Annotated in this window: 21 protein-coding genes; 5 read left to right on the top strand and 16 right to left on the bottom strand. The window is 66.1% G+C overall.

Features of this window, described 5'->3' with window-relative positions:
• Positions 1–48: 48 nt before the first annotated feature.
• The 6 genes from CAG29_RS25740 to CAG29_RS25715 all read right to left on the bottom strand — a co-directional run bounded on the left by CAG29_RS25740 (position 49) and on the right by CAG29_RS25715 (position 5,044).
• A complete protein-coding gene (locus tag CAG29_RS25740) occupies positions 49–672 on the bottom strand; it encodes a LysE family translocator (protein ID WP_085633446.1) in 624 nt (207 codons plus the stop codon).
• 107 nt (positions 673–779) lie between these two features.
• Positions 780–1,187, bottom strand: coding sequence for a DUF2000 family protein (locus tag CAG29_RS25735; RefSeq protein ID WP_085633448.1), 408 nt, complete (start codon positions 1,185–1,187; stop codon positions 780–782).
• A gap of 32 nt (positions 1,188–1,219) precedes the next feature.
• On the bottom strand, positions 1,220–2,095 hold the full coding sequence (locus CAG29_RS25730; RefSeq protein ID WP_085695334.1) for an AraC family transcriptional regulator: 876 nt from the start codon (positions 2,093–2,095) through the stop codon (positions 1,220–1,222).
• A gap of 99 nt (positions 2,096–2,194) precedes the next feature.
• Positions 2,195–3,133, bottom strand: a complete 939-nt coding sequence (locus tag CAG29_RS25725) for an AraC family transcriptional regulator (RefSeq protein WP_085695333.1) — start codon at positions 3,131–3,133, stop codon at positions 2,195–2,197.
• A 22-nt stretch (positions 3,134–3,155) separates the two neighbouring features.
• Complete coding sequence (locus tag CAG29_RS25720) at positions 3,156–3,989, bottom strand: oxidoreductase (protein WP_085583757.1); 834 nt, start codon at positions 3,987–3,989, stop codon at positions 3,156–3,158.
• A gap of 146 nt (positions 3,990–4,135) precedes the next feature.
• Complete coding sequence (locus CAG29_RS25715; RefSeq protein ID WP_085695332.1) at positions 4,136–5,044, bottom strand: hypothetical protein; 909 nt, start codon at positions 5,042–5,044, stop codon at positions 4,136–4,138.
• Between the two features lie 191 nt (positions 5,045–5,235).
• Here CAG29_RS25715 and CAG29_RS25710 point away from each other — a divergent pair, with 191 nt between their 5' ends.
• The gene (locus CAG29_RS25710; protein WP_085695331.1) at positions 5,236–6,927 is read left to right on the top strand and encodes a DUF2599 domain-containing protein; all 1,692 of its coding nucleotides are present in this window, start codon (positions 5,236–5,238) and stop codon (positions 6,925–6,927) included.
• A gap of 30 nt (positions 6,928–6,957) precedes the next feature.
• On the top strand, positions 6,958–8,196 hold the full coding sequence (locus CAG29_RS25705) for a DUF2599 domain-containing protein (RefSeq protein ID WP_085695330.1): 1,239 nt from the start codon (positions 6,958–6,960) through the stop codon (positions 8,194–8,196).
• Between the two features lie 34 nt (positions 8,197–8,230).
• Here CAG29_RS25705 and CAG29_RS25700 read toward each other — a convergent pair whose 3' ends face one another.
• The 4 genes from CAG29_RS25700 to CAG29_RS25685 all read right to left on the bottom strand — a co-directional run bounded on the left by CAG29_RS25700 (position 8,231) and on the right by CAG29_RS25685 (position 12,182).
• A complete protein-coding gene (locus CAG29_RS25700; protein WP_085695329.1) occupies positions 8,231–9,808 on the bottom strand; it encodes a DHA2 family efflux MFS transporter permease subunit in 1,578 nt (525 codons plus the stop codon).
• On the bottom strand, positions 9,805–10,887 hold the full coding sequence (locus tag CAG29_RS25695; RefSeq protein WP_085695328.1) for an HlyD family secretion protein: 1,083 nt from the start codon (positions 10,885–10,887) through the stop codon (positions 9,805–9,807). The genes CAG29_RS25700 and CAG29_RS25695 overlap by 4 nt, the downstream gene beginning before the upstream one ends.
• A gap of 73 nt (positions 10,888–10,960) precedes the next feature.
• Positions 10,961–11,383 carry a cupin domain-containing protein gene (locus tag CAG29_RS25690; RefSeq protein ID WP_085583741.1) on the bottom strand — a complete coding sequence of 141 codons (423 nt, stop codon included), beginning with the start codon at positions 11,381–11,383 and terminating at the stop codon, positions 10,961–10,963.
• 34 nt (positions 11,384–11,417) lie between these two features.
• Positions 11,418–12,182 (bottom strand): SDR family oxidoreductase, encoded by a 765-nt coding sequence (locus CAG29_RS25685; RefSeq protein WP_085583739.1) that lies wholly within the window; start codon positions 12,180–12,182, stop codon positions 11,418–11,420.
• Between the two features lie 253 nt (positions 12,183–12,435).
• Here CAG29_RS25685 and CAG29_RS25680 point away from each other — a divergent pair, with 253 nt between their 5' ends.
• Positions 12,436–14,004 carry a winged helix-turn-helix domain-containing protein gene (locus CAG29_RS25680; protein WP_085695327.1) on the top strand — a complete coding sequence of 523 codons (1,569 nt, stop codon included), beginning with the start codon at positions 12,436–12,438 and terminating at the stop codon, positions 14,002–14,004.
• A 54-nt stretch (positions 14,005–14,058) separates the two neighbouring features.
• Here CAG29_RS25680 and CAG29_RS25675 read toward each other — a convergent pair whose 3' ends face one another.
• The 3 genes from CAG29_RS25675 to CAG29_RS25665 are packed head-to-tail and all read right to left on the bottom strand — an operon-like array spanning position 14,059 to position 16,901.
• Positions 14,059–15,264: a methylaspartate mutase gene (locus tag CAG29_RS25675; RefSeq protein ID WP_085583735.1), complete on the bottom strand. Its 1,206-nt coding sequence runs from the start codon at positions 15,262–15,264 to the stop codon at positions 14,059–14,061.
• 42 nt (positions 15,265–15,306) lie between these two features.
• The gene (locus CAG29_RS25670; protein ID WP_085583733.1) at positions 15,307–15,762 is read right to left on the bottom strand and encodes a cobalamin B12-binding domain-containing protein; all 456 of its coding nucleotides are present in this window, start codon (positions 15,760–15,762) and stop codon (positions 15,307–15,309) included.
• A gap of 2 nt (positions 15,763–15,764) precedes the next feature.
• A complete protein-coding gene (locus tag CAG29_RS25665; RefSeq protein ID WP_170930066.1) occupies positions 15,765–16,901 on the bottom strand; it encodes a fatty acid desaturase in 1,137 nt (378 codons plus the stop codon).
• Between the two features lie 111 nt (positions 16,902–17,012).
• Here CAG29_RS25665 and CAG29_RS25660 point away from each other — a divergent pair, with 111 nt between their 5' ends.
• Positions 17,013–17,894, top strand: a complete 882-nt coding sequence (locus CAG29_RS25660) for a LysR family transcriptional regulator (protein ID WP_085695326.1) — start codon at positions 17,013–17,015, stop codon at positions 17,892–17,894.
• Positions 17,895–17,913: 19 nt separating this feature from the next.
• Here CAG29_RS25660 and CAG29_RS25655 read toward each other — a convergent pair whose 3' ends face one another.
• From CAG29_RS25655 to CAG29_RS25645, 3 genes are all read right to left on the bottom strand, one after another.
• Positions 17,914–18,900 carry a quinone oxidoreductase gene (locus tag CAG29_RS25655; protein ID WP_256575583.1) on the bottom strand — a complete coding sequence of 329 codons (987 nt, stop codon included), beginning with the start codon at positions 18,898–18,900 and terminating at the stop codon, positions 17,914–17,916.
• Positions 18,901–18,909: 9 nt separating this feature from the next.
• Positions 18,910–19,530: a LysE family translocator gene (locus CAG29_RS25650; protein WP_085583729.1), complete on the bottom strand. Its 621-nt coding sequence runs from the start codon at positions 19,528–19,530 to the stop codon at positions 18,910–18,912.
• A 170-nt stretch (positions 19,531–19,700) separates the two neighbouring features.
• Complete coding sequence (locus CAG29_RS25645) at positions 19,701–20,690, bottom strand: zinc-dependent alcohol dehydrogenase family protein (protein WP_085657079.1); 990 nt, start codon at positions 20,688–20,690, stop codon at positions 19,701–19,703.
• Between the two features lie 136 nt (positions 20,691–20,826).
• Between CAG29_RS25645 and CAG29_RS25640 the strand changes: the two genes are divergently transcribed.
• Entirely contained in the window at positions 20,827–21,717 is an 891-nt protein-coding gene (locus tag CAG29_RS25640; protein ID WP_085583725.1) for a LysR family transcriptional regulator, read from the top strand.
• Position 21,718 lies beyond the last annotated feature (1 nt).

The following is a 21,718-nucleotide window of genomic DNA, read 5'->3' as shown; positions in this document are numbered from 1 at the left end:
GGCGGGCCTGACCAGCGGTCGGCCGGACAGGTCGCACAAGGATCGCGATCAGCCCATCGGCAGCTCCCGGTACAGCAGCGAAGCGGCCAGCACCAGCATGATTACCCCGGACACCCGGCCGATCAGCCGCGCCGCATCGGGCCGCGTCCGCAGCGTGCGTTCCGCGCCCAACCCCACCAGCGTGTAGATGACCGAGCAACTGGCGGTGTAGACCAGGCCCAGGGCCAGCAACTGCGCGGGGATGCCCCAACTGGCCTGGGCGGACGTCCACGGCGGCAGGAAAGCGACGAAGAACAGCAGGCCTTTGGGATTGAGGCCGCTGACCAACGTGCCTTTGACGTACCAGTCCATCCCGCGCAGTGCGCCGGTCGCGTCGTCCGCCTTGATCGACGCCGGCGGGCTGCGCAGCATGCCGACCCCCAGCCAGCACAGGTACAGGGCGCCGGCGATGGACAGGCCCATCAGCAGGCTGGGGTTGGCTGCCACCAGCACGCCCAGGCCGGCGGCCACCACCACGGTCAGCACGGTGTAGCCGGTCAGGAGGCCGAGTACGGCGGGAATGACGCCTTGGCCGCGCACCCCGGCGGAAATCGCATAGGCCCAGTCGGCGCCGGGCACGATCACGAACACCAGGGCAAAGGCCCAGAAACCGAGCAGGGTCGAGGCGCTCATCGGTGTGCACCCTGTCGGCAGGGGTTGAAGGAGGCGGAGCGTCGGCCCGCCGCAACAAAAGAATCGAACATCGTCGAACACCGCTTGAAAGGTGGGAAGGGAAGGGCTCACGCGTGCAGCGACAGGCCTTTGGTTGCCTTGTCCACGGCCTTTTTCGAGCCGCGCAGGACGATCCCGACCAAGTCCAGGTTGTCCGGATCCTGTGCCCGGAACACCTCGCGGTTGGCTTCGTCGAAACCGGTGGAGAACATCGGGAATACGTAGGGGAGCAGGGTGAGTTCGCGCTCAAGGCCGATCCGGTGGGCCTTTTGCAGGCCGGCCAGATCCCCTTCGAACACCAGCATCGGCTGGCCGGCCATGTTGCCGTAGCGGTGGCCGTTGGCGTCGATGTAGGGCTCGCCCATGATGTCGGGGGCAGCCGAGGCAATGCCGGTGGCGAGAAACGCCACGACGTTCATCCGCTGCCAGGTGGCCAGGTCGTTGCGCACGATGAAGGCGATTTTGGTATCGAACATGAGTGGAAGGCTCCGTCAGTCTGGAGCCTGCATCATGGAAGGCGGGCGGATTCCCGGTCTGTAAGGTTTGTGCACTGTCGCTGATAGCCGGCCGGGGTGAGCCGGTAGGCGCGGCGGAACCACAGCCCCAAATGGCTTTGGTCAGCGAAGCCCACGGCGGCGGCCACGTCCACCGGCGCCTGGCCGCTGGCCAAGAGAATGCGCGCGGCCCGCAGGCGCAGCCGCACCAGGTAGGCGTGGGGCGTCTGGCCGAAGGCGCGCTTGAACTGGCGGGTGAGGCGGAAACGGTCGATCCCCGAATGCATCGCCAATTCATCCAGGCCAATGTCGTCGGACAGATGGGCGTGCAGGTATTCCCGGGCCCGCTGCATTTCGAAGTCGGCGTCGGCCTTGCCGGAAGGCGTCGGCCGGTAGATGTGCCGGGCCAGCATGCCGATCAGGTGATCCAGGCTTTGGTCCCGGGCCAGCCGGCCTTCCTCGTTGTGGATGGCGAGGAACGCTTGCTGGATCGAGGCGCTGAGCTGCGAGTCGTCGGCCAGTGTGGTGCGGAACGCGGCTTCCAAAGCCGATGCATCGCCCAGGCCGAGGCGGTCGGTCATGCCCGCGACCCACGTCTGCGGCAGGTACAGCATCGCGTAGGTGAAGCCTTCCGGCTCCGGCGCATGGCCGTCATGCACCGCGCCCGGCTCGATGAGGATCGAACGTCCCGGCGTGCTGGTGTGCAGCGAACGGTGGCAACTGAAACGCTGCACGCCTTGCTGGGTGACGCCCACCAGCATCTCGTCATGATCGTGGGGCTCGTAGGCGTGGCCCTGAAAGTGCGCATGCACGCTTTCGATGCCGGTGTCCCGGTCGCGACGGATGTTGATCCAGTCGTTGGCGGTCGGGTCGAGGGTGGAAGAGGTCATCGCGAAACTGCCTGATTGCCGGACGCTCCACCTTGATGAGAATCCGGCGAGGTTGCAAGTCCGTTGCGCGCGCAGGCAGGCATTTCGCGGATCCGGTCGCTAATGCGACGACACATAGATCGAAGGCGATGCGGGTGCCGGCAGCGCATACGTCGCTTTCATCCATTCGATCGCGGCCAGCGGCGTCCTGCCGAAGAAGCGCTTGAACTCGCGGCTGAACTGCGAGGCGCTTTCGTAGCCGACGGCGAACGCCGCCGCCGACGCGGTCATGCTGTGGCGCAGCATCAGCAGGCGTGCCTGATGCAGGCGCGTGGACTTGAGGTACTGCATGGGCGAGGCGTCCGTGACGTTGCGAAAGTGCAAGTGGAAGTTGGGCACGCTCATGCTCGCTTCCCGGGCGAGCTGCTCAACGTCCAGAGGCTGTGGGTAGCAGGTGTGGATCATGCGGATCGCACGGGTCACCTTGCCGAAATGCCCCTGCCGATCAAGCGCCGCCCGCATCGAGCCGCCTTGGGCACCGGTGAGGATGCGGTAGTAGATCTCCCGCATCAGCGACGGCCCCAGGATCTGCGCCTCGCCCGGGACGCTCATGGCCTCCAGGAAACGCAGCGTCGAGGCACGCAGCGAATCGTCCATCGGCGAGGCGTACATGCCTTTGGGCGGCGCCTGGCTCGGGCCGTGCACCTCGTCCACCTGCTGCATCAGCTCGCTGGTCAGGCGCAGGTCCAGGCGCATGTAGACCGCCAGCATCGGTTCCTCTTCGCTGGCGTCGGTCTCCATGGTGAAGGGCACCGGCACGGACACGACCAGATAGTGGCTGGCGTCGTAGACATACACCTCGTCGCCCAGATACCCGCGCTTGCGCCCTTGGCACAGGATCACGATGCCGGGGTCGTACAGCACCGGCGTGCGGGTCAGCGGCCGGTTCGAGCGCAGGAAGCGCACGTCATCCAACGCGCTGAGGTTGTAGCCCTCCACCGGGGCCAGCTTCTCCATGAGCCGCACCATGCGCCGGGTGTCTGCATCGTGCGGGTTCATGGGTGCATCTCCTGCCGTGGGTTCAATGGTCGGTGGAGCGGGTCAGGGCTTCCCATCGGTCGATCTCGTCGGCGGTGCGCTTGAGCTTGTCGCGCACCAGGTTCAGGGCGTCGCTGCCCAGCAGCAGGTGGGCCGGCGGCGTCGGGTCGGCGATGACCTGCAACATCGCTTGCGCGGCCTTCTGCGGGTCGCCGAGCTGCTTGCCGCTTTTGTCCTCGCGGGCCTTGCGGATCGGGTCGAAGCTGGCGTCGTAGTCGGCGATGCTGCGCGGGGTGCGCTGCATCGAGCGGCCGGCCCAGTCCGTGCGGAACGAACCGGGCGCCACGGCAGTGACGAAGATGCCGAACGGGCGCAGTTCCTGGCTCAGGGTATCGGAGATGCCTTCGAGCGCAAACTTGCTGGCGCAGTAATAGGCGATGCCCGGCATCGTGATCGTGCCGCCCATGGAGGTGACGTTGAGGATGTGCCCGGCGCGGCGTTGGCGGAAGTAGGGCAGGAACGCCTTGGTCACGGCCACGGCGCCGAACACGTTGACGTCGAACTGACGGCGCATCTCCTCCAGCGGCGACTCCTCGAAGACGCCTTCGTGGCCGTAGCCGGCGTTGTTGACCAGCACATCGACCGGGCCGAAAGCGGCCTCGGTTTCGGCGACGGCGGCGTCGATCCGGTCGAAGTCGGTGACATCCAGGATCACGCCATGGGCATTGCCCGGCGACAGGGCCTCGAAGGCCTGCAAGTCCGCCTCGCGGCGCACGGTGCCGATGACACGGTGGCCGGCGGCGAGCGCTTCCTTGGCCAGGGCCTGGCCGAAGCCGCTGCTGGCGCCGGTGATGAAGAGGGTTTTGGTGGCTGGCATGGTGGGCTCCGGTGTGTTGGCGTGGAGCCTATGGTAGGGAATCAGGCCGGGTCGACCTATGCCGGTTCGTCTTTAAGGGTTGCCTATTCCTATCAGGGGCTGGCATCGGCAGGGTAGGAAAGGGCGCTTTGCCGGATTCTTGAGCGCTAGAGATTGCCTTCAGCGATTTTGGCGTCCGGCGCGATCTTCGCCGTGCGTTCGATGATGATCGAATCGTTCGGGATCTCCAGCCGGGTCGCCGTGTCGGGGGTGCGCATTTCGATAAGCGTGGTGTTGCCGACACCCCTGAAGATCACGGTGGCCTTTTCGAAGGTCTTGAAGTTGTCGATCTTGGATTCCTTTGGGTTCGGCAGCAGGTTGGCGTAGGGCGCCTTCACCAGGATGGTCGCGTGGTCGATGCGGATTTTTGCGAAGCTCATGGCCAGCTGCAACAGATCGGATGTCACGCCGCCCATCAAAATCGGGACTATCAGAATGATGCCCGCCAGGATGGCCCTGGACTTTCTGATGGGGTGCAAGTCGGTGGTTTCTTGCGGATCAGACTCGGCCCGAAGTTTTGCCAGCCGCATCTTCTCGTTCTGCTCCACGAGCGCCGCATACATGACGCATTGGAACACCGGCAGCACGATCAGGGGCAGGTGATCGATCAGGCTTCTGCGCGCCAGCAAATAGATGATGGCCAGTCCGCAGATCCCGAAGAACACCGCCGGGAAACCGATCTTCTGCTGCGTGACGGGCGAAGCGATCTTCTGTTCCTTGAATCGGTTCACGACCCGGACGCCCAGCCTCACGGCGGGCGCGAGGATCGGCGACAGCAGAATCCCGACCGCCGTGATGGAGATCGAGAAGTACAGGCAGACGATGCCGAAGGAAAACGCCGACACCAGAAACAGCAATCCATCGCCCAGGGAGACGCCTTGCGGGTAATGCCCGTTCATCAGCAGATAACCCACGATCGAACCGCCGCCGACCAGCAGGCCGACTTTGGCCGACAGGGACAGCAGTTTCATCGCGGTGTCGATTTGTCTTCCAAGATCCGTTGATGCGTCCTTCATCGTGGGGTTCCTGAGGTGTGAGCCTGAACAATCCGTCTGTAGGTGAAGCGTAGCGGATTGCGGGCGGTTCGATGCCTCTCGACGGTGACGCCCGGCCAGCACCGTTCATCTCTCGGTTTGACCGCAAACACAGCCCTATCTACGCTCATCCCCAAGGACGTTTCACCTCCCACGACAAGGAGTCGTCGGCCATGCGCGCAGCCCTGCGTTCGTCTTTCGTTCTCGTGTGTTCCCTTACCCTGGCATTCGGTGCGGCGGCCCAGACGGTGCTCGATCCGGTCGAGACGCTGAACCGCATCAACCGCAACTACAACACCCTCAAGGACGCCTGCCAGGAGCCCGACACCGGCGCCGCCCGCGGGCATTACTACTGCAGCGGCGTGACCTTGCGCATGGTCAACGACGGGCCGTTCAACCCGTGGGACTACAGCCCTTACGCAATCAAGATCGGCGCGACGTCCTATTCGTGGATCCGCAAGGATCTGAGCACGCGCATCCTCATCCATCCGGCCGGGTTCATCCTGCGCACGCCCATCGATTCGCGGGCCTTGCAGCTGCCGGTCAAGGAGCAGGGCTGGACGTGCATCTACGCGTTCGACGGCGGCACGGGGCCGGAGCGCAAGTGGTACGGCTGCGGCTTCTTCGACAGCAAGGAACCGCCGCGCAAGGCCCAGGCCGCGATGGACAACCGCAACGCGGCGCTGGCCTACGGCACCTGCGCCGAAGCCGGGGTCAGCACCGCCGCCCAGTGGACGGCCCGCTACACCGGCCTGTTCAAGGGGCCGATCCAGTACGACCAGTGCTCCTGGAACGCCGAACGGCCCGACGACTGGAACGCCATGATCCGCGTCCACGAATCGCGGGTGAAGACCACCAACAAGGACCCTTTCGCCTTCAGCGCGCAGGTCAACGAATTCATGTTGAAGAACGCCTCGGCCAGCAACGACGGCAGCGAAAACATGAAGTACATCGACGCTTTCATCTACAACGTCAACAGCACACAGAACTTCGCCACCCGCGGCGACCAGGCACCGCCGAAGCCGGAGAACGGCCTCAACAGCGCCCGCAATTTCCAGAAAAAGCTTCAGGCCCAGGGCTACAGCGTGCCGATCCTGCGGCTGGATTTCACCAAGCCGCCGGAGCAGCGTTTCAGCTATGTCGCCGCCGACCAGGCGATCGACCTGACGGCGGCCGGCAACGGCCAGCCGACGCCGGTGCCGCCGACCGCCCGGTACATCGCCTCGGCCACTTGGGTCGAGCGCCATGACCCCGGCACCGGGAAAAACGAATGGACCCTCAACGTCGTCCCCACCGCCGAGGGCAAGGCGAGCCAGGCGAGCGACCAGGAGGCGGTCTACAAGGAGTTGTTCGAGCTGCGCGGCACCGACCGCCAGTGGCGCGACAACGAGAAGGCCGCCGGCAGCATGCGCCAGCAACTGAGTTGCCTGGTGCAGCATTACCCGGGCAAGACCGAATGGAACCTTGAACCGTTCCGCCCCGTCGTCACGCCGCAGGAAGCGGCCAAGGCCGGGTGCAATCCGGTGCCGGCCAAAGCGGTGCAGTACATCGCGTCCGCCGATTGGGTCAAACGCTATGACCCGGGCACCCGCCAGGACGAATGGACCTTGAGTGTGGTGCCGACTGCGGCCGGGCGCGCCTTGCCCCCCGACCAGCTCGGCGCCCTGTACGACCAGCTGTTCGCCCTGCGCGGCGGCGACGGCAACTGGCGCGACAACGAAAAGTCCGCCGGCAGCATGCGCGGGCAACTGAACTGCGTGCTGGTCAACTACCGCAGCAAGACGCCATGGAATCTTGAGCCGTTCAGGCCCGCGCTGTCGGACAGCGACACCCGCGCGGCGGGCTGCAATCCGGTGGCGCGCTAGGTTTTGCAAGAAGGCAAGGAGACAGTCGTCATGAAGACTCGCTGGAACAGGATCGCGCCGCTGTGCGTGTTGCCGCTATGCCTGCACGTGGCCTCGGCTTATGCCGAGTCATGCGCGGAAACGCTGAAGAAAGTCGAAACGCTGTACAACAACACCGTCGACAGTTGCGGCAGGGATCCGGCGTCGGACTGTTCGGGGCTGCTGGTCCGGGGCACCCACCGGGCGGATCCGGCGAAGGGGCAGCAGTGGGATGTCTGGAATCCCAGCCCCAAGGCCCAGGAACTGGGCACCTTCGCCGCGTCGTGGATGCGCGCCGACGGCATCAGCTACGAAGACCCCGGCATGAGCACCCAGAACGGCTACCTCATCACGCCGGTGGATCTGGTGCGCGACCCCGAGAACCCGGTGCACATCTACTGCGCGTTCCCCAACGACGCCTGGACCGATTTTCGCGACGACCGGGGCTGCGGCAACAACAAGAACACCACCCAGACCGAAGCAGTGTGCCAGTCCATGGCGCCGCCGATCAGCAACGTCAATGCGTGGGTCGCGCACTTCACCCAGTTCAACAACAACCGCCAGCAGGATCAACTGCAGTGCGGCTTCAACATGCGCAACCCCATGAGCAGCCAGGAGCGGGTCACCGCGTTCCAGAACTTCATGGGCTCGCGGCGGGTGATCAACAGCCGTGAGTTCCAGACACAGACCGAGCTGCGCCTGGGTAACCCGAAGACCGACGAACTGCCGATCCTGGCCTTCTTCTACAGCGACCAGCGCGGCCTCAACGATGCGTTGGCCAATCAGAAGGATTACAAGAACAAGACCGGCAAGGATCGCAACATCATCAAGATCGACCTCCCGAAAACCCCGGTGGCCAAGGCGACGTTCTCCTGCATCCAGACCGCATCGACGTCTGAGCCCAAGTACTGCGACAAGTACATCGAGTCCAGCACGTGGGTGAAGCGCCCAGATCCCAAGCTCGGCCCCGACACCTGGTCGCTGCAGGTGGTGCCCACCGCGTGCGGCCGGGCGATCAAGGACGACCAGACCGACCGGATGTTCGCCGAGCTGTACAACAAGCACAAAAACGACGACCAGTGGCGCCAGTACAGCGTCAACGGCGGATCGCTGCGTCGTCAATTGGTTTGCCACCTGGCGGCCACCTTCGACGGCAGGCCCGTGCGCAACAAGCCGGAGTGGAATCTGGAGCCGGCGCGGCCCTATGTCGACCAGGCCACCGCGGTGGCGCAACAGTGCAACCCTTACTGAGGCTGTCTGAGAGGGCGCCGGACGGCCGGACCCGCTAACGGGTGCCGGCCGTCGCTGCCTGTGCTTTGGCGCGCCTGGCGAATGCGATCTTGACCGCCACCAGCAGCGGGGCGGCGAACGCGAACAGCAGAACCACCGCCATGAAGGCGCTGTCGAAGGCGATCACCATCGATTGCCCGGAAACCGTGCGGCCCAGCAGATTCGCTGCGGCGCGGCCGGTTGCCGGCACGTCCAGGCCTTTGTCGGTCAGCATCGCCGACAGTTTCGCCAACCGCTCGATGACGGCCGGGCCGCCCGGTGTGACATGGGTGCCGAGGACCACGGCATTGTGCGCATGGCCGTGTTCGATCAGCGTCTGCAGCGCGGCCACGCCGATCAGCCCGCCCAATTGCCGGCCGGTGTTGAACAGGCCGATGCCGGCGGCCAGGTGACGGCTGGTCAGGCGGCTGAACGCGATCAGCGTGATGGACAGGAACAGGAAACCGAGGCCCAGACCGCGCAGCAGGATCGCCGCCATCATGTCGTCGCTGCCGCTCTCGAGGGTGGAGCCGGACAGCATCCACATGGCGAGGGCGATCAGCCCGATGCCGAGCGGCACCGTGGCGAACGGCGCCACGCCCCGCGCCTGCATCAGCCAGGCCGAAACGAGCAGGGCGGCGATGAACACGGCGCCGCTGGGCAACAGCAGCAGGCCGGCCTCAGTGAGGGTGAAGCCGAGCACCGACACGGCGAAGGCCGGTATCAGGTAGGCGCTGCCGAACAACGCCGCCCCGGCGACAAAACTGACGATGAAGGCAAAGGCGAAATCGCTCGATCCGAACAGATCGAAGTCCAGCAGCGGCTGGCGCCTGGAAAGCAACTGCCTGGCCAGGAACCCCAGCAGGGCGGCGGTGCCCGCCAGTGTCAGCCAAACGATGCGCGGCTCTTCGAACCAGTCCCAACGCTCGCCCTGACTGAGCACGTAGGTGAAGCACAGCAGGGCGGCGCTGATCAGCCCCCAGCCGATCCAGTCGAAGGGCCGTCGGTCTGCCTTGGCCGGCCGGGGCAGCTCCGCCCACAGCATCAGGCCGCAGCCCGCCAGCGCCAACGGCACGGCGCTGAAGAAAATCCAGCCCCAGGAGCGGCTGTCCACCAGCCACCCTTGCAGGGCCGGGGTCAAGGTGACGGAGGCAACCACGGCGCCGATGGCGAACAGCGCCTGCAGCAACGGTTGCCGTTCGCGCCCAAAGGCACGGAAGATCAAGGCCTGGCCCGCCACCAGCAGGGTGCCGCCGGCGAAGCCCTGAACCATGCGCAACGGCACCAGCAGCTCAAGCCGGGTGCCGGCGGCGGCCAGGGCGCAGGTCAGGCCCATGGCCAATGTGGCGCCGACGATCACGGTGCGGGGTGCGAAGCGGGTCAGCAAGGCCGAGGCGCTGATGAAGCCGATCAGCTTGAGCGCGGTGTAGCCGATGTCCAGCCAGGCAAATTCGTCGGGCGTGGCGTAGGTGTCGCCGATGATGCCGTTGCGTCCCAGTACCAGGGCGCTGCCGGCGATCGCTTCGGTCAGGCTGGCCAGCAGGACGCCGGCCAGGAGCAGGGCACCGCTCCACGTGCCGGCCAGCCGTTTCATGACCCGGGCTCCACGTCGACCCGGGCCGACAGGCCGGGCACGATGCGGCCGGGCAGCGGGTTATGGGCCAGGCGGATCTTCACCGGCACCCGCTGCACCACCCGGACGAAGTTGCCGGTGGCGTTGTCGGTGGGCAACAGGCTGAAGGCCGAACCGCTGCCGGGGGCGAAACTGTCGACCACGCCGCGCAGGGCATCGTCGGGGTAGCCGTCGACCGTGATGCGCACCGGTTGGCCGGGGTTGATCCGTTCGAGCTGGGTTTCCTTGAAGTTGGCCACGACCCAGACGTCCTGGACCGGAACGATGTCGAGCAGGGCGCCCCCGGGCGTGACGAAGCGGCCCACACGCACCTGGCGGTTGCCGACCACGCCGTTCACCGGCGCGCGCACCACGGTGCTGTCGAGGTCGATCCGGGCCAGGTCCCGAGAAGCCTGGGCCTGGGCCACGCTGGCCAGCGCCGCGGCGCGCTGGGCCGACAGCACGGCGATGCGTTGCTGTTGCGCTTGCACCGATGCGGATGCCGCTTCCACCGTCGCGGACGCCCGGGTCTGGGCGGCGGCGGTTTCATCGACCAGCGCCTGGCTCACCGCATTGCTGACGATCAGCTTGCGGTTGCGTTCGTGGGTCTTGCTGGCCAGGTTCAGCTGCGCGGCGGCCGAGCGCCGCTGGGCCTCGGCCTGACGGATCTGGGCATGCTGCAGTTCGGTCTGGGCGTCCACGTTGCTCAATCGCGCCTGCGCCGACTGGAGATTGGCCTCCGCCAGCGCCAGACGGGCGCGGTAGTCCTGGTCATCGATGCGAAACAGCACGTCGCCGCTACGCACCGGTTGGTTGTCCTGCACCTCGACCGTGGTCACGTAGCCGGACACCTTGGCCGCCAGCGATGTGACATCGCCGCGAACATAGGCATTGTCGGTGCTGACGCCGCCGTCGCCGAACAGCAGGACACCGCCGCCCGCCACCACGGCCGCCACCGCGCACAACAGCACGCCCACCACTTTGCGCTTGCGCCGCGGCACGGCGGACGGCGAGGGTTCGCCGGCCTGGCTATCGGGTACTTCGTGCTGGAGGGCGTTCATGTTCAGGATCCTGCGCAAGGCCAACGCCTCCGGCAGCGTGGGGCTGCCGGAGGCGGGCGGTAGAAGGGGGCGGTTACGGTTTCACGGGCCGGACCAGATCCCCCTCGGTGCTGTCGAGCACGAACACCGCCAGCAGGCGGGACGGCTCGGTGGTGCTGGCGTTGGCGCTGACGGCGTGGAAGTCGCCCGGCTGCTCGACGAAGTGTTCCCCGGCCTTGTAGACCTTCTCCGGCGCATCGCCGACCTTGCTGCGCACGGCGCCTTCAAGCACCGTGGCGTAGATGAACGCCGACTTCGGATGGAAGTGCGCAGGCGAAGACCCGCCCGGCGCGTATTCCACCAGCACGCCCTTCATGGTCTTGCCCGGCACGTTGGGCAGGGCGCGGTCGAACACCACGGTGACCTTGCCCGCCTGCGGCTCGGCCGCAGAGACCGTCGAAGCAGCGGTGACCGACACGGCCGCGAGGGTGGCGGCCAACAGGATTCGGCTAAACATGGCAGTGCTCCTATAGATGAGGGTGAGTGCGCGTTCAGCGCGCAGCCGACGCGGTCGATTTCGCCAGCCAGTCTTCGAAACGGGTCGGGCCCAGGCGCGGGTTGGCGCTGCCGGGGGTGAGCGACTGGTCGTCCAGTTCATCGCCGAAGTAGCGGGCGTGGACGTCCGGGATCACCTTGCGGGTGTCGCCGGTGACGCGGAAGAAGCGCCGGACCAGCTCATCCAGCGGCAAGGCCTCGGGGCCGGCGACTTCCTGGGTGCCGTTGCTCGGCGCGGCCAGCGCCACATCCGTCAGCGCGGCGGCGACGTCGTCCGACGCCATGGGCTGGATCAGCGCAGGCGACAGGCGCACTTCGTCGCCGACCGTGGCCGACTGGGCGATGCCGCCGACGAATTCGAAGAACTGGGTGGCCCGCAGCAGGCTGTAGGGCATGCCGGAGGCCTTGATCAGGTTTTCCTGGGCGACTTTGGCGCGGAAGTAGCCGTTGTCCGGCAGCCGCTCGCTGCCCACCACCGACAGCGCCACGTGATGGCGGACCCCGGCGGCGGCCTCGGCGGCCAGCAGGTTGCGGGTGGAGGTCTCGAAGAACTCCAGCACCGCTTGGTCTTCCCAGGACGGCGCGTTGGACACGTCGACCACCACCTGGGCGCCGTCCATCGCTTCGGCGAGGCCTTCGCGGGTGATGCTGTTCACGCCGGTGTTGGGCGAGGCCGCCAGTGCATCATGGCCGCGCTCGCGCAGGTTCTTCACAAGTTTCGATCCGATGAGGCCGGTGCCTCCGATAACGACAATCTTCATGGCGTCTCTCCGCTTGCCGACCGCAACCATTGCTGTCGATGTGCTTCGAGGATGCCTGCGGCGGGGATCCGAATCTTTGCCCGGGGCTTGGATTTGCCTTGGCCCGAGCTTGGATTTGCGTCCAAACCGTCCAAACTGCTGTGGCCGGCGCACAGACCGGTGCGGCGGCGCACACTCTGCCGTACCATTGAGGGCCCAACCCACTGCCACCCCGGATTCCGCGCCGGGGGCGTCCGATCAGGGAACCGCCAGCGTGCCATTCAAGTTTGAAGACTTCGTGCTCGACCCAGAGCGCCGGGACCTGACCCAACGCGGCCAGACCGTGACCGTCGGGCCGCAAGTCTTCGATCTGCTGCTGCAACTGATCAGCCACCGCGACCGGGTGGTGAGCAAGGACGAACTGCTCGATGCCGTGTGGAGCGGCCGGGTCGTCTCCGAATCCACCATCACCAGCCACATCAACGCCGTGCGCAAGGCCATCGGCGACACCGGCGAGCACCAGCGCCTGGTGCGCACCGTGCCGCGCAAGGGCTACCGTTTCGTCGGCGAGGTCCAACCGAGCGACGATCCCGAGCCTCCCGCCGCAACGCAGCCGACGGCGCCGCCGCGCCCGGCGCTCCTGCTGCCGGACAAGCCTTCGATCACCGTGCTGCCGTTCCAGAACCTCAGCGGCGACCCCGAACAGGACTACTTCGCCGACGGCATGGCCGAGGACATCATCACCGCGCTGTCGCGCCTGCGCTGGCTGTTCGTCATCGCCCGCAACTCCAGTTTCACCTACAAGGGCAGGGCGGTGGACACCCGCAGCGTCGGCCAGGAACTGGGCGTGCGCTACGTGCTCGAAGGCAGCGTGCGCAAGTGCGGCAACAAGGTGCGCATCACCGGCCAGCTGATCGACGCCAGCAGCGGCATGCATTTGTGGGCCGAGCGCTTCGAGGGCCAGCTCGACGACATCTTCGAGCTGCAGGACCGGATCGCCGAAAGCGTGGTCGGCGCCATTGCGCCGCAACTGGAGCGCGCGGAAATCGAACGGGCCAAGCGCAAGCCCACCGACAGCCTCGATGCCTACGACTATTACCTGCGCGCCACGGCCAAACTGCACATCGCCACCCGCGAGGCCATCGACGAATCGCTCGCGCTGTTCTACCGCGCCATCGAACTGGATCCGGAGTTCGCCTCCGCCTACGGCATGGCCGCCTGGTGCCACTTCTGGCGCAAGCTCAACGGCTGGATGACCGACCGGCCGCGGGAAATCGCCGAAGGCGCACGGCTGGCGCGGATGGCGGTGGAGCTGGGCCGCGACGACGCCGTGGCCCTGACCCGCAGCGGCCACGCGCTGGCCCACCTGACCGGTGACGTCGACGGCGGCATCGCCTTGCTCGACCGGGCCCGGCTGCTCAACCCCAACCTGGCGCCGGCCTGGTACCTGGGCGGGATCCTGCGGGCCATGCGCGGCGAGACCGACGCCTCCATCCAGAACCTGGAGCACGCGGTACGCCTCAGCCCTTTGGATCCGGAGATGTTCCGCATGCAGGTGGGCATGGCCATCGCCCACTTCTTCGCCGGTCGCTTCGAGATCGCGGCCGGTTATGCCGAACAGTCGGTCGGCAATCTGCCCAGCCTGCTGCCGGCGGTGGCGCTGATGGCCGCCAGCCACGCGCTGGGCGGGCGGATGGACAAGGCCGGGCCGGTCATGGCGCGCCTGCTTGAGTTGGATCCCACTCTGCGGGTGTCCAGGCTCAAGGAGTGGCTGCCGATCCAGCGCCCCGAAGACGTCGCCCTCTTCATCGAAGGGCTGCGCCTGGCCGGGTTGCCCGAATAGAAAACGCCCGATGCGGGCATCGGGCGTTTGTGGGGGAGGCAAAGCGCTGCGCCGTCAGGCCACGCGGTCGTAGGTCTGGATGTTGTGCCGCAGCGCCGCCAGGAACGAGAACGCATTCTCGACGCGCTCGCCGTCGAACCCTTGGTAGTAGTTCTGGGCCGTCACCACGGTGCCGGCGTTGCGTCGGTTGTCCGGGTGCAGGCAGTACGGGATCGACAGGAAGCCGCCGGCGAAGGCATCTAGGATCGCCTCGGACAGGTCGCTGTCGCGGGCGAGGGTGCCTTCGATCAGCTTTCGGGCGGCGCCGAGGACGCGGGCGTGCTCTTGCGCATCGAACGGGATGTCCGGCAGTTCGCCGTCGGTGTTCAGGCAGAAATCGGCGTACTCCAGCGCCGCGATGTTCTCCTCGATGCGGGGGATGCGGCGCGATTCCACCGGGGTCTTCATGATCACCCGCTGCACGCCGGTGGCGCGGATCATCGCCAGCGCATCGCTGGTGATCCGGCAGAACCCGCCCAACGAGCGCGGGAAGAAGCCCATGAACACATAGCCGACAAAGTGGTAGCTGCCCGGCGCGAAGTACTCGCTGGCCAACTGCTGCAACGCCGTCACCGCTGCCCGGTCCTGTACCGGCGAAGTGCCTTGTGCGTAGGAGAACGACAGGGTCTGGATGCCGTGGGAGCGCAGGAACAGGCCTTCGAGAATGTTCAGCGCCACCAGGATCGCCGGATCGCACATCTGGCCCATCATGCAGCCGGCGAAGCTCTCGATGTGGCTGTGCTCCACACCGTCGGCCAGCACCCGGCACGCTTTCTCCCAATGGCCGAACGCCTCGCGCAGCGGTGTGCGGCTGTAGGGCAGGCAGTAAGAGATCGGTCCGCCTTCGGTGGTGGGCAGGCCGATCTCGACCATCCGCTCGAAAATGTGCAGCGGATCGGGCGAGCCATGCCGGATCTGCACCGGCAGGCGGTGGCGGGCATAGATCTGCTCCAGCATCGCGCGGGTGTCTTCGCCGGGGTGGTTGACGATCGGATAGCCGTTGAGCATCGACCCACTGTCGATGGCCCGCTGCGCCGCCGCGAGGTTGTTCACCCGGGTGAACGCATCGAGGGTGATGGTGCAGACGGTGTTGGCGCGGCTGGCGGCCACGCCCTCAAGCCCCGCCTGCATCCGGGCCGGGTCGCTGAAGCCCATGCGCGGCTGGAGCACCGGACCTTGCTCGGCGAACCGTTCAAGGACATGCGTGTTGAAGTCGATCATGCGGTAAACCTTTTCATCAAACCGGTAGGTGGCGCGGACGGGTCAGCGGGCGACCCGTTTCTCCAGGAAGTGCGTCGAGTTCAGTTGCGCGGTCACCAGTTCCTGAAAGGTATCGAAGCTGTTGGCCACGCTGTCGTCGAACACTTCATCGAAACCGGCGGTGCGCAGGGTTTCGCTGTGCCGGGCGATGGTCTGGCTGTCGTTCTCGGTGCAGATCTTGCCGCCGATGTACAGCCCGCCCTGGTGACGGGTCTCGCTGCGCACGCGCTTGGCCAGTTCCGCGCCCTCAAGGTAGCCGTGGCCGTTGACGGTGCTGACCACGACGATCGCGTTGCCTTTGCGGTTGAGGCGGTCGATCACCTCGTCCATGGGCGTGTTGGGCCCCAGGTTCTCGACCTTGTAGCCCAGGTCGTTGAGCAGGAATTCCATGAACACCAGGTTCCAGCTGTGGGAGTCGGAAGGTACGGTGGCGAGCAGAGCGGTTTTGTTGAACATCATCCTTAAAGTCCTTTTTGGGTTGCAGTCCTGTTGGCGTAGTACGGAAGTGCTCGTTGAAAGTTGCGGAAGTTGGCGGTCACCGCGTTGATGTAGCCCCAGTTTTCGCTGTAGTTGGTCGGGAAGGGCTTGGAGCCTTCAAGCATGTCCCGCTCGCGGGCGGTGATGTAGTTGGGCCAGTCGGCGGAGCGCGGGCGGCGGTGATGGAAGTCATGGCAGGGCGTGTCGCCGACCATCACGAACAGGCGCACGAACAGGTGGAAGCACAGCATCTTCACCAGCCACAGGGCGATCAGGGCCTGGCGGCGGATGAAACCGGCGTCTTGCGGCAGGCGCAGTTCTTCGCCGATGAACACGCCGGTGGTGCTTTCGCAGATGAAGTCGATGCCGCGGCGCTCCAGCACGTCCACGCTGGGCCAGGTGTGCTCGGCGGCCAGGCGGAACGTGGTGCTGATGTGATAGCCGGCGAACACCGGCACCACCCAGGCCATGACGAACAGGTCGAAATGCCCCAGGGCAGCGGAGAGCAGGGCGAGGGCGACCCAGAACATCAGCGTCCATTGGGCGACGCGGCGGTTGTCGGCCACGGCGGTGGCTTTCACGCGGCCCCAGAACGACCGCAGGATGGCCAGCGGCGACAGCGCGGTGGTCACAAGCTTGGTCCACATGGTGGAGATGCTGTCGGACGGCTTGAGTTTCACCACTTCCTGGAGATAGGACAGGGTGTCGTCATCGTCGGTCAAAAGGGCCCTGGAACTGTGGTGGAGCGTGTGTTCATGCTTGTAGACGTCGAAGGGCTTGAGCATCAGCACGCCGGAAATGATCCGGCCGACCTTCAGGTTGCGCTCGCGGTCCTTGAAGACCATGTCGTGGGCGCAGTTGTGGCAGATCATCACCTGCATCTGTTTGATGCCGCCGGTCGCCAGCACGAAGCCCAGCAGCCAGAGCCAGACGCTGCCTTGCAGGTAGCCGGCGCCGGCCAGCGACGCGCCGATGCCGATCAATCCGGCGGAGACGATGATATGGTGCATCGGTTTGAGGGGCCGGACCCGGTCGAGGTCCTCGGGCAGGGGCTTGGCGGTCAGCCAACTCAAGAACGGCTGCATGAACCCTGGAAGCGGGCGCATCGAGTTACGTATCATCCATGTTTCCTCTAGGGTTTTGCTCCATGCAAAAAACTTTAACGTGACCTCTGGTTATTTCGAACAGAAATACATGGGGATCGATTTTTCATTTTTGGGTAAATCATCGACATGGATTGGGATGATCTGAAAGTTTTTATCTTCGTCGCCAAATCGAACAACGTGACCGAGGCCGGCGCCTCGCTCAAGGTTTCGGCTTCGACGGTGTCCCGCAAAATCGCGGCGCTGGAGGAATCCCTCGGCGCCGCTCTGTTCCTGAAGAAGACCAACGGCTACTTCCTGACCGAGGCCGGCCGGGCGTTGCTGCCGCTGGCGCTGGAGACGGAGGAGCGCTTCAAACTCATCGAGCGGCAGATGTCGCAGCCGGGGGAACGGATGGCCGGGCAGGTGCGCATCGACTGCCCGGAACTGATGGGCACGCACCTGATCATTCCCGCGCTGGCGCAGTTTCGTGAGCAGTACCCGGAGATCAGTTTCGACTTCTTCAATTCGGCCGTGTCGTCCAAGCTCACCCAGAGCCACAGCGACATCATCGTCCGCCTGCGCCGGCCCGAGAATGGCAACTTCACCATGCGCCGGGTCGGCACGCTGACCCAGGCGCTGTTCTGTTCCGAAGGCTATGCCGCCGCCCACGGGCTGCCGGCGGCGGTCGATGACCTGAAGCGCCACCGGCTGATCGGCTGGACCGAGGAAATGGCGTACATGCCGCTCGCGCAGTGGTTGAGCGACATGAGCGGCGAACAGAAACCGTGGATGCGCGTCTCCAACCTCAACGGTCAGCTCAAGGCCGTTGAAGCGGATCTCGGCATCGCGGCGTTGCCGGTCTATGTCGCGCACCAGTCAGGCTTGTGCCGGGTGTTGGCGGACGGCCCTTCGCACAGCTCCGAGGTCTGGCTGCTGCGCAACCAGGCGACCCAGGGCATCGGCCGTGTCGACCGGGTGGTGGACTATCTGACGCAAGTGCTGAGCGAAAGAACGGCCGCGATTCACTGACGGCCGTTCTGCGGGCGGGTCATGGCATGAGGATCAGGGAACCGCGGGTTTCCCGGTCCTGCACCCGGCGATGGGCTTCGGCGGCGTCGGCCAGCGGCAGGCGGGTGATGGCGGGCGCTCGGATGGCGCCGTCGGAGAAGGCCCGCAGCACCCGCTGAGCGGCCTCGGCGAGCTCGCTGTCTTGGCCGATGTAGTGCTTGAGCGACGGCCGGGTCACGTGCAGCGAACCCATCTGCCCCAACCGGGACAGGTTGAATCCGGTCACGTCGCCGGAGGCGTTGCCGAACGACACCAGATGCCCGCGTTGGCGCAGGCACGCCAGCGACAGTTCGACCGTCGCGCGCCCCACGGAATCGAACACAGTGTGGACGCCCTTGTTCGCCGTCAGTTCGCGGATGTGCCTGAGCGTGTCCGGCGCTTCGGCGTCGAAGGCCGCCACGCAGCCGGCGGCGAGCGCCTGACGTCGTTTGTCTTCGCTCGACGCCAGGCCGATGACGTGCAGGCCCCGGGCGCTCAGCCAGGCCGTGGCGATGCTGCCCACGCCACCGGCGGCGGCATGCCAGACCACCCAGTCGCCGGGTGCCACGGGTATGCAGCGGTGCGTCAGGTACTCGACGGTCAGCCCCTTGAACATCAAGGCGGCGGCCACTTCGCTGGGCATGTCGTCGGGCAGGCGGATGGCCCGCGAGGCCGGCAGCACGGCGTGGCTGGCGTAGCTCCCCGTCGAACTGTCGACGAACGCGACCCGGTCGCCGGGGGCGAGGCCCTGCACCTGCGGCCCGCATTCGAGGACGCGGCCGGCGCCTTCCATGCCCAGGCCCCGGGGGAACGGCGAGCCGTCGTCCAGCGCGCCGGAGCGGCGGTGCAGATCGATGAAGTTGACCCCGGCCGCCTCGACGGCGACGGTGATCTCGCCGGCGCCGGGGGCGCGCAGCTTGAGTTCGCGCAGTTCCAGGACGTCCGGTGCGCCGGGGGTGGTGAAGACGATGGCGTGGGCGTGAGTCATGGGCAGTCCTTACAGCGGGCCGATGCGCAGGAAGATCCACACGGCGACCGCAATCAGCATCAGGCCGAACGCGGCGTTCTGGGCCACCAGCAAGCGGGGACGCGAGCGGATCAGCTTCTGCACGGTCGAGCCCATCGAGACCCAGATGACGTGGGAGAAGAAGTTCAGCGAAATCAGTGCGGCGCTGAGGACCAGCACCACGGTGCTGCTGGTGTCGCCGGCGGGCAGGAAGGTCGAGAACATCACCAGCAGCATGACGATCCCTTGCACGTTGCCCAACTGCACGAAGATGCCGTCGCGAAACTGCAGGTGCAAGGTCTTGTCGCCGGGTGCCTTGAGCGGACGGCGCAGCAGGCGCACGCCCAGCCACAGGATGTACAGGCTGCCCGCCACTTGCAGGCCCCAGACCAGCGTCGGGTGGTTCATCAGCGTGTGGTAGAGCCCCAGGCCCACCAGCACGGCGATCAGGAAATAGGTGATGTCGAGGCCGGCGATGAACCAGACCGAGCGGCGCACGCCGCTTTGCGCGCCGGAGGTGGCGACCATCAGGTTGCCGGGGCCTGCGCTGAGGGTGAGCGGCACCATGGTCGACAGCCAGAGCAACCAGTTGATGCTGAAAATGTCTTGCATGCTTTCTTCCTTAAATCGCGGTGCGAACTGCTTTCGCGCCAGTCTAATTCGCGGCCGCTTCTAAGGTTATAGCGAAGAGCGCAAGGCGATATCCCAGAAATGGTGGAAGCCTTGCGCGCCGCCCGATGCAGGCATCGGGCGGCGGTCTGGAAGGGTGGGGAGGGAAGGGCTCAGACCGTGACGACGATCTTGCCGATCTGCTGGTTGGCCTCAAGGAAACGGTGGGCCTGCTGGATCTCTTCCAGCGCGAATGTCTTGGCGATCACCGGCTTGAGCGCGCCCGAGGCCAGGCCGTCGAGGATGAACGCCTTGGCCCGTTCCAGCGCGGCCGGGTCGGCGACGATCTCGGCGTACAGGTAGCCTTTGAGCGTCAGGCATTTGCCCAGCACGGTGAACAGCGGGAACGGCGTGGGTTCCGGGCTCAGGGCGCCGTATTCGAGCAGGATGCCGCCGCGGGCCATGCTCTGGGTGAGCGTTTCGAAGGCCGGGCCGCCGACCGGGTCGAACACCACCCGGGCGCCCTGGCCGTCGGTGAGGGCCATGACCCGCGCCACGATGTCTTCTTCGTCGCTGACGATCACATGGGCGGCGCCGGCGTTCAGCAGGGCCTGCTTTTTCGCCTGGGTGCGGGTGATGGCCACCGGCACCGCGCCAACGCTGCGGGCGATCTGGAACGCGGCCAGGCCGACGCTGCTGGAGGCGGCGGTGATCAGCACCACGTCGCCCTGGGTCAGTTTCGCCTGCTCGATCAGCGCGCCCCACGCGGTGACGTACTGCATCCAGGACGCGGCGGCCTGTTCGAAGGACAGGTTGGCCGGGTGCTTGACGGTGAGGTGAGCGGGCACGTTCGCCACTTCGCCGTAGGTGCCCCAGCGGGCGATGTCCAGCGGCGGGATCAGGCTGACCGCGTCGCCGACATTGAAGCCGCTGACGCCTTCGCCGACCGCCGCCACCACGCCGGCCGCTTCGTAGCCCAGACGGCTGGGGAATTCGGCTTCCTGCAGGTAGGCGTGGTTGCGGAACATCACTTCCGCGCGGTTCAGGCCGAAGGCCTTGACCTGGATCTGCACCTCGCCGGGCGCGGGGGCGGGCACGTCCACCGCTTCCAGTTTCAAGACGCTTGCGTCGCCGTATTCGTGAATCCTGACAATCCGGGCCATGTGCACCTCTGCTGTATCAATGGAGCGACGCACCGGGGCAGTCCCGGTGCGTGCGTGTCGTGGCGCCCAATTTAGTCTTTGGCCTGGGCCGGATAAAGCCCTACGATGGCGCGACACTAGAAACACAGGGTTTCCAATGGATCGCCTCACGTTGATGGCCACTTTCGTCCGTTCGGTGGAGCTGGGTTCGTTCAGCGCCGTGGCCGACGAGCTCAACCTGTCGCCGCAACTGGTCGGCAAGCAGGTGAAAATGCTCGAACAGCATTTGGGCGTTTCCTTGCTCAACCGCACCACCCGCAAGCAAAGCCTGACCGACTTCGGCCGCACCTTCTACGAGCGGGCCAAGCTGATCCTGGCCGACGTGGACGCCGCCGAGGAAATGGCCGCCGTCACCCGTGGCGTGCCCAGCGGGCGGCTGCGGATCAACGCGCCGGTGACCTTCGGCGTGAGCACATTGTCGCCGCGCCTGCTGGAGTACATGGTGCGTTTTCCGCAGGTGTCGGTGGACCTGACCCTGTCGAACGAACTGGTGGATCTGGTGGAGGGCGGCTATGACGCCGTGTTTCGAATCGGCGAACTGGCCGACAGCGGCATGAAGGCCTTGCCGCTCAAGCCGTACCCCATGGTGCTGTGCGCCGCGCCGGCATACCTGGCCCGGCGCCCGGCCATCGCGACGCCGCAGGACCTGCAGGCCCATGAGTGCCTGGCGTTCGCCTATTCGGACGGACGTTCGCACATTCGCCTTGAGGGACCGGAAGGCGTCGTCGATGTGCCGATCAAGAGCCGGCTGACGATCAACCAGGGCGACCCGTTGCTGGCCGCCGCCGTGGCCGGGCTGGGGGTGGTGATGCTGCCGCTGGAGCTGGTCAAGGATGCCTTGCGCGCAGGCACGCTGGTGCGGCTGTTGCCGCAGTACAAGGTGCCGGTCTCGCCGATGAACCTGCTGTACGCCCCGGACCGGCGGCTGACGCCCAAGCTGCAAAGCTTCATGGAGTTCGTCAGGGCCGCGTTCGGTCCGGGTGCGTGAG

The organism is Pseudomonas sp. B7(2017) (assembly GCF_002112745.1).
GTDB lineage: Bacteria > Pseudomonadota > Gammaproteobacteria > Pseudomonadales > Pseudomonadaceae > Aquipseudomonas > Aquipseudomonas ekonensis.
Note: the sequence above shows the minus strand (reverse complement) of the source record. Positions and strands in the feature narration are given on the sequence as shown.

Excerpts from the sequence above, each read along its gene's own strand:
- CAG29_RS25740 (WP_085633446.1), bottom strand. The coding sequence starts at position 672 with ATGAGCGCCTCGACCCTGCTCGGTTTCTGGGCCTTTGCCCTGGTGTTC.
- CAG29_RS25735 (WP_085633448.1), bottom strand. The coding sequence starts at position 1,187 with ATGTTCGATACCAAAATCGCCTTCATCGTGCGCAACGACCTGGCCACC.
- CAG29_RS25730 (WP_085695334.1), bottom strand. The coding sequence starts at position 2,095 with ATGACCTCTTCCACCCTCGACCCGACCGCCAACGACTGGATCAACATC.
- CAG29_RS25725 (WP_085695333.1), bottom strand. The coding sequence starts at position 3,133 with ATGAACCCGCACGATGCAGACACCCGGCGCATGGTGCGGCTCATGGAG.
- CAG29_RS25720 (WP_085583757.1), bottom strand. The coding sequence starts at position 3,989 with ATGCCAGCCACCAAAACCCTCTTCATCACCGGCGCCAGCAGCGGCTTC.
- CAG29_RS25715 (WP_085695332.1), bottom strand. The coding sequence starts at position 5,044 with ATGAAGGACGCATCAACGGATCTTGGAAGACAAATCGACACCGCGATG.
- CAG29_RS25710 (WP_085695331.1), top strand. The coding sequence starts at position 5,236 with ATGCGCGCAGCCCTGCGTTCGTCTTTCGTTCTCGTGTGTTCCCTTACC.
- CAG29_RS25705 (WP_085695330.1), top strand. The coding sequence starts at position 6,958 with ATGAAGACTCGCTGGAACAGGATCGCGCCGCTGTGCGTGTTGCCGCTA.
- CAG29_RS25700 (WP_085695329.1), bottom strand. The coding sequence starts at position 9,808 with ATGAAACGGCTGGCCGGCACGTGGAGCGGTGCCCTGCTCCTGGCCGGC.
- CAG29_RS25695 (WP_085695328.1), bottom strand. The coding sequence starts at position 10,887 with ATGAACGCCCTCCAGCACGAAGTACCCGATAGCCAGGCCGGCGAACCC.
- CAG29_RS25690 (WP_085583741.1), bottom strand. The coding sequence starts at position 11,383 with ATGTTTAGCCGAATCCTGTTGGCCGCCACCCTCGCGGCCGTGTCGGTC.
- CAG29_RS25685 (WP_085583739.1), bottom strand. The coding sequence starts at position 12,182 with ATGAAGATTGTCGTTATCGGAGGCACCGGCCTCATCGGATCGAAACTT.
- CAG29_RS25675 (WP_085583735.1), bottom strand. The coding sequence starts at position 15,264 with ATGATCGACTTCAACACGCATGTCCTTGAACGGTTCGCCGAGCAAGGT.
- CAG29_RS25670 (WP_085583733.1), bottom strand. The coding sequence starts at position 15,762 with ATGATGTTCAACAAAACCGCTCTGCTCGCCACCGTACCTTCCGACTCC.
- CAG29_RS25665 (WP_170930066.1), bottom strand. The coding sequence starts at position 16,901 with ATGATACGTAACTCGATGCGCCCGCTTCCAGGGTTCATGCAGCCGTTC.
- CAG29_RS25660 (WP_085695326.1), top strand. The coding sequence starts at position 17,013 with ATGGATTGGGATGATCTGAAAGTTTTTATCTTCGTCGCCAAATCGAAC.
- CAG29_RS25655 (WP_256575583.1), bottom strand. The coding sequence starts at position 18,900 with ATGACTCACGCCCACGCCATCGTCTTCACCACCCCCGGCGCACCGGAC.
- CAG29_RS25650 (WP_085583729.1), bottom strand. The coding sequence starts at position 19,530 with ATGCAAGACATTTTCAGCATCAACTGGTTGCTCTGGCTGTCGACCATG.
- CAG29_RS25645 (WP_085657079.1), bottom strand. The coding sequence starts at position 20,690 with ATGGCCCGGATTGTCAGGATTCACGAATACGGCGACGCAAGCGTCTTG.
- CAG29_RS25640 (WP_085583725.1), top strand. The coding sequence starts at position 20,827 with ATGGATCGCCTCACGTTGATGGCCACTTTCGTCCGTTCGGTGGAGCTG.